This is a genomic window from Rhodococcus rhodochrous (assembly GCF_900187265.1).
GTDB classification, from domain to species: Bacteria; Actinomycetota; Actinomycetes; order Mycobacteriales; family Mycobacteriaceae; genus Rhodococcus; species Rhodococcus rhodochrous.
In genome coordinates this window covers 727,905-736,618 of the sequence record NZ_LT906450.1, presented here as the reverse complement: position 1 = coordinate 736,618, position 8,714 = coordinate 727,905, and the positions used below count along the sequence as shown (strand labels likewise).

8 protein-coding genes are annotated in these 8,714 nt (G+C 68.1%); 3 read left to right on the top strand and 5 right to left on the bottom strand.

The window, feature by feature from the left end; all coding sequences use genetic code 11:
• Nucleotide 1: 1 nt before the first annotated feature.
• From CKW34_RS03430 to CKW34_RS03410, 5 genes are all read right to left on the bottom strand, one after another.
• Nucleotides 2–1,180 carry an MCE family protein gene (locus tag CKW34_RS03430; protein ID WP_059382467.1) on the bottom strand — a complete coding sequence of 393 codons (1,179 nt, stop codon included), beginning with the start codon at nucleotides 1,178–1,180 and terminating at the stop codon, nucleotides 2–4.
• A gap of 10 nt (nucleotides 1,181–1,190) precedes the next feature.
• Nucleotides 1,191–2,039: an MlaE family ABC transporter permease gene (locus tag CKW34_RS03425; protein WP_059382468.1), complete on the bottom strand. Its 849-nt coding sequence runs from the start codon at nucleotides 2,037–2,039 to the stop codon at nucleotides 1,191–1,193.
• Nucleotides 2,040–2,055: 16 nt separating this feature from the next.
• Complete coding sequence (locus CKW34_RS03420) at nucleotides 2,056–2,820, bottom strand: MlaE family ABC transporter permease (protein WP_006551898.1); 765 nt, start codon at nucleotides 2,818–2,820, stop codon at nucleotides 2,056–2,058.
• Nucleotides 2,821–3,286: 466 nt separating this feature from the next.
• Entirely contained in the window at nucleotides 3,287–4,213 is a 927-nt protein-coding gene (locus CKW34_RS03415) for a 3-oxoacyl-ACP reductase (RefSeq protein WP_059382469.1), read from the bottom strand.
• A 133-nt stretch (nucleotides 4,214–4,346) separates the two neighbouring features.
• Nucleotides 4,347–4,532: a ferredoxin gene (locus CKW34_RS03410; RefSeq protein WP_016692405.1), complete on the bottom strand. Its 186-nt coding sequence runs from the start codon at nucleotides 4,530–4,532 to the stop codon at nucleotides 4,347–4,349.
• 133 nt (nucleotides 4,533–4,665) lie between these two features.
• On the opposite strand from CKW34_RS03410, the gene CKW34_RS03405 reads away from it, so the two are divergent.
• From CKW34_RS03405 to CKW34_RS03395, 3 genes are read left to right on the top strand one after another with little or no spacing between them, the layout of a single operon-like run.
• Nucleotides 4,666–5,850: an acyl-CoA dehydrogenase family protein gene (locus tag CKW34_RS03405; RefSeq protein ID WP_016692404.1), complete on the top strand. Its 1,185-nt coding sequence runs from the start codon at nucleotides 4,666–4,668 to the stop codon at nucleotides 5,848–5,850.
• Nucleotides 5,851–5,865: 15 nt separating this feature from the next.
• A complete protein-coding gene (locus CKW34_RS03400; RefSeq protein ID WP_059382470.1) occupies nucleotides 5,866–6,981 on the top strand; it encodes an acyl-CoA dehydrogenase family protein in 1,116 nt (371 codons plus the stop codon).
• 4 nt (nucleotides 6,982–6,985) lie between these two features.
• Entirely contained in the window at nucleotides 6,986–8,620 is a 1,635-nt protein-coding gene (locus CKW34_RS03395; RefSeq protein ID WP_059382471.1) for a long-chain-fatty-acid--CoA ligase, read from the top strand.
• Nucleotides 8,621–8,714: the final 94 nt, after the last annotated feature.

Here is an 8,714-nt window from a genome sequence, read left to right as displayed (position 1 = left end):
GTCACCGCCCGCCCGCGAGATGGTCGCCGAACAGGTACTGGAAGATCGTCGGGTAGCGGATCCAGGCCTCCGTTGCGGGCTTGTAGGGCGTCTCACCGGTGTTCGACACGACGAACGGCGCGTGACCGTCGCGGCGCGGGTCGAAGTTCGGCAGACCCCAGCAGTTCGGGCCGCCGCTCGCGCCGACCACGGGCAGATCCTGGGCGTCGTCGTACGGCGTGGCACCACCCATGAAGCTCGTGCTCAGGGTCAGGGCCGCGTACTCGCCGGTGCCGGCCATCGGCTCGAACGCCACCCGGGCGTCGTTGAGACCGACGATGAAGCAGGTCAGTTCGGGCGAGTACTCACCGAGCAGGCCGGTGGTGTGACTCAGGCTGTCGAGTGCGGTGGTCAACTGTGCTTCGTTCTCCCCCAGGACGTCCCGTCCGGTGTTCGCGAGACCGGTGAGGTTCATCAGCAGCAGGTCGAGTTGCTGTTGTTCGTCGACGACGGTGTTGCCGACGTCGGTGGCGTTGCCGATCGTGGTCATGAGGTCGGGTGCCGTGTCGGCGTAGACGTCGGTGACCTGCGCGGCCGAGACGAGGTCGGCCTGCAGTTGTGGCAGCGACGGATTCATCTCGGCGAGATACGCGTCGGCCTCGGACAATGCGGCGCCGAGGGCGTCGCCGCGTCCGTTGAGCGCCTCCGACAGCGCGCCGAGGGTGGCGTTGAGCTTCTCGGGCTGGATCTGGGCGAGCACGTCGGACAGGTGCTCGAAGACCGTGTTGAACTCGACGGTGACGTTGTCGGCCGCGATCACGGCGCCTTCCTGCATCGGCACCGAGGACGGATCGTCGGGGACGACGATGTCGACGAACTTGGCACCGAAGACGGTGGTGGATTCGATCGCCACCCGCGCGTTCGACGGGATGAGCTGCATCTGCCCGGGTTGCATGTCGAGATGCAGGACCGCACCGGCCGGGGTGTGCTCGATCGACGCCACGCGGCCCACCTCGACGCCGCGCATCTTCACCTTGGCGTCGGGCTCCATCACCAGACCGGAGCGGGGTGAGGTGACGGTGAGCGGGACCGTCGAGGTGAACCCACCGGCGAACATCGTCAGTGCCACCGCGACGATCGCGGCGAGGCCGCCCACGAGACCGAAGGCGGCGAGCTTCTTCTTCCACGAAGGAGTGTCCATGTCGCGCGCCCTATCCCGACAGGTTGAAGTTGCCGGTCGCGCCGTAGACGGCGAGCGAGATGAGCAGGGTGACGGTGACGACCGCGACGAGCGAGGCCCGCACCGCGTTGCCGACCGCGACACCCACACCGACGGGGCCGCCACCTGCGGTGAAGCCGTAGTAGGTGTGGATGAGCATCACGGCGATCGCCATCACGATGGCCTGGACGAACGACCACAGGATGTCGGTGGGTATCAGAAAGGTCGTGAAGTAGTGGTCGTACACGCCCGCCGACTGGCCGTAGAGCACCACCGTCGCGAAACGACTGGCGACGAACGAGGCGATCACGGCGAGCGAGTACAGCGGGACGATCGCGATCATCCCGGCGAGCACGCGCGTGGACACCAGATACGGGATGGACGGGATCGCCATGGTCTCGAGCGCGTCGATCTCCTCGGAGACACGCATGGCGCCGAGCTGGGCGGTGGAGCCGGCGCCGATGGTGGCCGCCAGCCCGATGCCGGCGATCGTCGGGGCCGCGATACGCACGTTGATGAAGGCCGCGAAGAAGCCGGTGAGCGCTTCGACGCCGATGTTGCCGAGGGAGCTGAAGCCCTGCACGGCGATGATGCCGCCGGTGAAGAGCGTCAGGAAGCCGACGATCACAACGGTGCCGCCGATGACGGCGAGTGCGCCGGTGCCCATGCTGATCTCGGCGACCAGACGCACCGTCTCCTTGGGGTAGTGCGTCAGTGCCCGGGGGACCGTCGCGAGGGCGCGCCCGAAGAACAGCGCCTGTTCCCCCACTCGGTCCACCGTGGACGACGCACGTGACATGCGCCGAACCGCACGGGGGAACCGCCAGGACATCACTGCCATGAAATCTCCGCTCCCCTCATCCCGCGGTCAGCTTGATGCCGACGGCCGTGACGAGGAGGTTGACCACGAACAGTGCCATGAACGCGAACACGACCGTCTGATTGACGGCGTCGCCGACACTTTTCGCTCCACCTTTGACATTGAGACCGAGATAGGACGCGACCAGCCCCGCGATCATGCCGAACAGGCCTGCCTTGACCTGGGAGATCATCAGTTCTCCGAAACCGGTGAGCAGGGTGATGCCGTTGATGAACGCGCCGGGGTTGACGTCCTGGAGGAAGACCGAGAAGGCGAACCCGCCGAGGATGCCGATCGTGCACACGAGACCGTTGAGCAGCAGGGCGACGACGGTGGAGGCGAGCACCCGGGGCACGACGAGACGCTGGATCGGATCGATGCCGAGCACACGCATCGCGTCGATCTCCTCGCGGATGGTGCGCGCCGCGAGATCGGCGCAGATCGCGGTGGCGCCGGCACCGGCGACGATGAGCACGGTGACCATGGGGCCGACCTGCGTCACCGCGCCGAGGGCCGCACCCGCTCCGCTGAGGTCGGCCGCGCCGATCTCCCGGAGCAGGATGTTGAGGGTGAAGCTCACCAGAACGGTGAACGGCACCGCGACGAGCACGGTGGGCACGAGCGAGACGCGGGCGACGAACCAGGCCTGGTCGATGAACTCGCGCCGCTGGAAGGGGCGACGAAAGGCTGCCCGGGCGGTCTCGCCGGTCATGGCGAACAGTCCGCCGACGGCCCGTAAGGGGACCTCGAGGAGGTCTACCATCGTGTGCCCCCTTCGATCCTCACGTCGTCGGCGCGCGGCCGATCGATGGCGTGTGCTGTGACCCGGGTCATATTAACTAGAACGTGTTCACCTGTCAAAGATCCGTCGAGGGGCATCTCGATCCATTTCCGTCCGAACGGACACACGGGCGTCGACCGACGCACATCGACACGCTCATAAGTGGGTTTACACTGGGGTTTCGCTGAGATTTTCGACGCAGGAACCGAGCTCGACCACGTCGCCACAGGAGGTCGTCACACTCGCGAGCGGGTCGTGACGACGAAACAAAACTAGAACACGTACCAGGCAGAAATACGAGGCCTGGCGAGAGCCGGAGAAACGGCCCGAGTGGGCGTGACGCTACCGGAATCCCCGGTGTCCGTCACCCGTGGTTGCAGGATCCGGCCCGGGGGCGAAGACACGGCCCCCTGCTGTCCCCGAGCGGGAACAGCAGGGACGACCGGAACTAGAGATCGAGTGCCGCCGAGGCCGAGAACGTCCGGCCCGGGTCACGATCGGCGAAGTAACCGCCGAGCTCGTCGGCGAGCGCGGCTGGGGTCCACTGCCCGTCGGCATCGAAACGCTGCTCGACGACCGGTGCGGCCATCAGGGCCACCATGGGTCCGTAGACGATGAAGACCTGCCCGTTGACGCGATCGGCCGCCGGGGAGGCGAGATAGGCGACCAGATTCGCGACGTGGTCGGGCGAGAGCGGATCGATGCCGTCCCCCGGGGCGTCGCCGAAGACCGCTTCGGTCATCGACGTGCGCGCGCGGGGGCAGATCACGTTCGCCCGGACCCCGTACCGCTCGAGACCCCGAGCGGCCGAGAGGGTGAGTGCGGTGATGCCGGCCTTGGCGGCGCCGTAGTTGGGCTGCCCGGGCGGACCGAGCAGACCGGCCTCCGAGGACGTGTTGACCAGGCGCCCGTAGACGGGGCCACCCTCCTGCTTCGACCGGTCGCGCCAGTAGGCCGCGGCATTGCGGGAGAGTAGGAAGTGACCGCGCAGGTGCACGGCGACCACCGAGTCCCATTCGTCGTCGGACATGTTGGGCAGCATCCGATCCCGAGTGATGCCCGCATTGTTGACGACGATGTCGAGACCGCCGAATTTGCCCTGCGCCGCGGCGAGCATCGCATCGGCCGTCTCACGCTCGGCGACGCTGCCGGGCACGAACTCCGCCTCGGCACCGAGATCGCGGATCCGCGCGAGGGTGTCCTCCACCGCGTCGTTCTCCACGAGATCGTTGACCACCACCGACGCTCCGGCCCGCGCGAGCGCGAGCGCCTCGGCACGTCCGAGACCTGCTCCGGCTCCCGTGACGACGGCGACCCGCCCTTCGAGAGACACCCGATCGTCGTTCCCCACGCCACCGTTGGCGTCCGCACTCATCCACGTACTCCTCGAGATTCGGGCCGATTGCCGGCCGCACGCCGGTACTCTCCCCACCAGGACCCGGGGGCACCGAAAATGTAGAACTTGTTATTTTTCCCGGCAAGGGCCGGTGCCGGTCACCGCGAGGCGCTCACGCCTCCGCGAGCGCCGCACGCGGGCACTGGGCGACGGCTTCACGCACGGCGTCCTCACTTCCCTCGGGTACGGGGTGGGTGACGATCAGCTCGTCGTCGTCGTTGAGATCGAACACGTCGGGCGCCAGCCCGACACACACGCCGTTCGCTTCACAGCGGTCGAAGTCGACCTTGACATCCATTCCGGAGACCTCGCTTCACATTCGCGCCGACCGATCGCGTCCAGACTAGAACGCGTTCCAATTCTGTGCAATGATTCGCGATGATCCCACAGAGACGATTCGCGGGGACCCGCAGCGACGAAACGGAGCGTTCGTGGACATCTCCTACACCCCCGGGCAACAAGCCCTCCGCGAGGAATTGCGGGCCTATTTCGCACAGATCATGACCCCCGAGCGCCGCGAGGCACTCGCGGCCACGACCGGGGAGTACGGCTCCGGCAACGTGTACCGCGAGGTCGTGCAGCAGATGGGCAAGGACGGCTGGCTCACCCTCGGGTGGCCCGAGGAATACGGCGGCCAGAACCGTTCCGCGATGGACCAATTGATCTTCACCGACGAGGCGGCCATCGCCGGCGCGCCCGTCCCGTTCCTCACCATCGACTCGGTCGCGCCGACGATCATGCACTACGGCACGGACGAGCAGAAGGAGTTCTTCCTCCCCCGCATCTCCGCGGGAGAACTGCACTTCTCGATCGGCTATTCCGAACCCGGCGCCGGCACCGACCTCGCCTCGCTGCGCACCACCGCCGTGCGCGACGGCGACGAGTGGGTCATCAACGGGCAGAAGATGTGGACGAGCCTGATCGCCTACGCCGACTACGTCTGGCTCGCCGCGCGCACCAACCCGGATGTCAAGAAGCACAAGGGGATCAGCGTCTTCATCGTGCCGACCGACGCTCCCGGCTTCTCGTACACCCCCGTGCACACCATGGCCGGCCCCGACACGAGCGCCACCTACTACCAGGACGTGCGCGTCCCGGCGTCCGCGCTCGTCGGTGAGGTCGACGGCGGCTGGGCGCTCATCACCAACCAGCTCAATCACGAGCGGGTCGCACTCACCTCCGCCGGTCCCGTGCGCACCGCGCTGACCGAGGTCCGGCGCTGGGCGCAGGAGACGCACCTGCCCGACGGACGACGGGTGATCGACCAGGAATGGGTGCAGATCAACCTGGCACGCGTCCATGCCAAGGCCGAATACCTGCAGCTGATGAACTGGGACATCGCCTCGAGCGCCGGCACGACCCCGCTCGGTCCGGAGGCCGCCTCGGCCAACAAGGTGTTCGGCACCGAATTCGCGACCGAGGCCTACCGGTTGCTCATGGAGGTCCTCGGACCCGCGGCGACGGTACGGCAGAACTCGGCCGGCGCACTGCTCCGCGGCCGGATCGAACGCATGCACCGCAGTTCCCTCATCCTCACCTTCGGTGGCGGCACCAACGAGGTCCAGCGCGACATCATCGCGATGACCGCTCTCGGCCAGCCGCCCGCCAAGCGTTAGAAAAGGACGCGCACCGTGGACTTCACCCTTACCGAGGCCCAGCAGGATCTCGCAGAACTGACCCGCAGCATCGTCGCGGACATCGTCACCAACGAGCACCTGCGCACACTCGATGCCTCCGAGGACCGCCTCGACCGCACCCTGTGGGACACGCTCGCATCGTCGGGCGTGCTCGGCGCCGCGCTTCCCGAGTCGCTGGGCGGAGACGGGTACGGGCCGCTCGAGCAGGCGAGCATCCTGCGCGAACTCGGCCGCGGCGTCGCCGCCGTCCCGTACATCGGCTCGATCGCCGCGTGCGCGTCGGCGATCGCGGAGTTCGGCACCGCCGAGCAGCAGGCCGAGTGGGGACGCCCCGCGGCGACCGGCGAGCAGATCCTCTCCGCCGCGCTCGCCGAGGAACTGAACCCCGACCCCACGGCCCCCGCGACCCGGGCGCAGGCCACGGGCGACGGGCACGTGCTCGACGGCGTGAAGATCGTCGTCGACGCCGCGCCGGTCGCCGACGGTTTCCTCGTCCCGGCCACCGTCGGCGACTCGGTGGCGGTGTTCCTCGTGCGACCCGACGATCCGGGTGTCTCGATCACCCGGCAGCAGACCACCGACTTCGACAGTCGCGGCATCGTCACCCTCGAGCAGGTCCCGCTCCCGGCCGACCGTGTTCTCGGCACCGACGGCGTCGCCGTGGCGACGTGGTTGCGCGACCGCAGCCTGCTCGGCTCCGCCGCCTACCAGTGCGGCGTCCTCGAACAGGCCCTCGAGCTCACCGCGCAGTACGCGCGCGAACGCGTCCAGTTCGACCGCCCGATCGGCAGTTTCCAGGCCGTCTCCCAGCGACTCGCCGACGCCTACATCGACGTCAAGGCGGTGCGACTGACATTGTGGCAGGCCGCCTTCCGGATGGTTTCGGGTGAGCGTCACGACGACGCCCTGCGCACCGCGGCCTTCTGGGCGGCCGATGCGGGACACCGTGTCGCGCACACGACCGTGCACGTGCACGGCGGTGTCGGGCTCGACGAGGACCATCCGGTGCACCGCTACTTCCTCGCGGCCAAGCACCACGAGTTCCTGCTCGGCTCCGCCACCGACCAGTTGCGCGCGCTCGGAGGCGAACTCGCCGACGTCCCGGCCTGATCGCATGACCGCCCTCACCGTTACCGAACTGCTCGAACGACTCGCCGACGTCGACGATCGAGGCCTGCGCTTCGAGGAGACCGAACTGTCGTGGCGCGAACACGTCGCGCAGTCCCGGCGACGCGCCGCACTGCTGCGCGACCTGCTCGACGACCCGGCGCCGAAGCACATCGGGATCCTCATGGACAACGTCCCGGAGTTCTCGTTGCTGCTCGGCGCCGCAGCCTTCTCCGGTTCGGTGGTGGTGGGCCTGAACACGACCCGGCGCGGCGCGGCGCTCGCCCGCGACATCGCGCTCGCCGACTGCCGGGTCGTGTTCACCGAGGCCGCCCATGCGTCCCTGCTCGACGGTGTGGATCTCGGCGACGTGCGGGTGATCGACGTCGACTCCCCCGAGTGGACGACGATGCTCGCCCCGTTCGCCGATACCGTCGTGGAGACTGCCGCGCCCTCCCCCGACGACCTGTTCATGCTGATCTTCACGTCGGGCACGAGCGGCGACCCGAAGGCCGTGCGGTGCACGCACCGCAAGTTCACCGATCCCGCGACGATGCTCGCCACGCGGTTCGGTCTCGGCCCCGACGACACCGTGTACGTGTCGATGCCGCTGTTCCACTCCAACGCGATGATCGCCGGTTGGTCGATCGGGCTCGCGGCGCGCGGCAGCATCGCCCTGCGTCGCCGGTTCTCGGCGTCGGGTTTCCTTTCCGACGTCCGCCGCTACGGCGTGACCTTCGCGAACTACGTCGGCAAGCCGCTGTCGTATGTGGTGGCGACTCCCGAGCAGCCCGACGACCACGACAACCCGCTGCGCATCGTGTACGGCAACGAGGCGTCGGCCGCCGACGTCACCGAGTTCACGCGGCGCTTCGGCGCGCGGGTGGTCGACGGGTTCGGCTCGACCGAGGGCGGCATCGCGATCGCGTCGGCACCCGACGCACCGGCCGGCGCCCTCGGTCGGCTTCCCGAGGGCATCGAGATCCTCGACCCCGAGACGGGGCGACCTTGCCCTCCCGCGGTGTTCGACGCGAACGGCAGGATCACCAACGCCGACGCCGCGACGGGCGAACTGGTCAACGTGCGCGGCGCCGGTCTGTTCGACGGCTATTACAACAATCCCGAGGCCGACGCCGAACGACTCCGCGACGGGCGCTATCACAGCGGCGACCTCGCCTACCGGGACGAGAACGACTTCGTCTACTTCGCCGGACGCAGCTCGGGCTGGCTCCGGGTGGACGGGGAGAATCTCGGTGCGGCACCCATCGAGCGCATTCTGATGCGGTACGAGGGCTTCGCTCAGGTCGCGGTGTACGGGGTGCCCGACCGCAACGTCGGCGACCGCGTGATGGCCGCGGTGATCCCGGCGGCAGGCTCCGACTTCGATCCGGTGGCGTTCGCCCGTTTCCTCGATGCGCAGACCGATCTCGGACCCAAGCAGATGCCCGGTCTGATCCGTGTCTGCAGCGAGTTCCCCCGCACCGCGACCTTCAAGGTCCTGACCCGTTCCCTGGCTGCCGAACGCTGGTCCTGCAGCGATCCGGTGTGGCTCCGGGAACGTGGTGATTCCGAATTCCGGCTGTTGTCAGACGAACTGGTGCACCTTCTCGAACCCGCCTCCGTCGGCACTTCTGCGCGATAGCGTCGTCCCGGGACCCGGGATCGCTCCCTTGCCGCTCTACATACCCTGGGGTATGTTCGGCGCACCCGAGAGGTCGGGACGCGGTTTCGTCGAT

What these genes read in the sequence shown, in the direction of transcription:
- CKW34_RS03425 (WP_059382468.1), bottom strand. Translation starts at nt 2,039, where the DNA reads ATGGCAGTGATGTCCTGGCGGTTCCCCCGTGCGGTTCGGCGCATGTCA.
- CKW34_RS03430 (WP_059382467.1), bottom strand. Translation starts at nt 1,180, where the DNA reads ATGGACACTCCTTCGTGGAAGAAGAAGCTCGCCGCCTTCGGTCTCGTG.
- CKW34_RS03415 (WP_059382469.1), bottom strand. Translation starts at nt 4,213, where the DNA reads ATGAGTGCGGACGCCAACGGTGGCGTGGGGAACGACGATCGGGTGTCT.
- CKW34_RS03420 (WP_006551898.1), bottom strand. Translation starts at nt 2,820, where the DNA reads ATGGTAGACCTCCTCGAGGTCCCCTTACGGGCCGTCGGCGGACTGTTC.
- CKW34_RS03395 (WP_059382471.1), top strand. Translation starts at nt 6,986, where the DNA reads ATGACCGCCCTCACCGTTACCGAACTGCTCGAACGACTCGCCGACGTC.
- CKW34_RS03410 (WP_016692405.1), bottom strand. Translation starts at nt 4,532, where the DNA reads ATGGATGTCAAGGTCGACTTCGACCGCTGTGAAGCGAACGGCGTGTGT.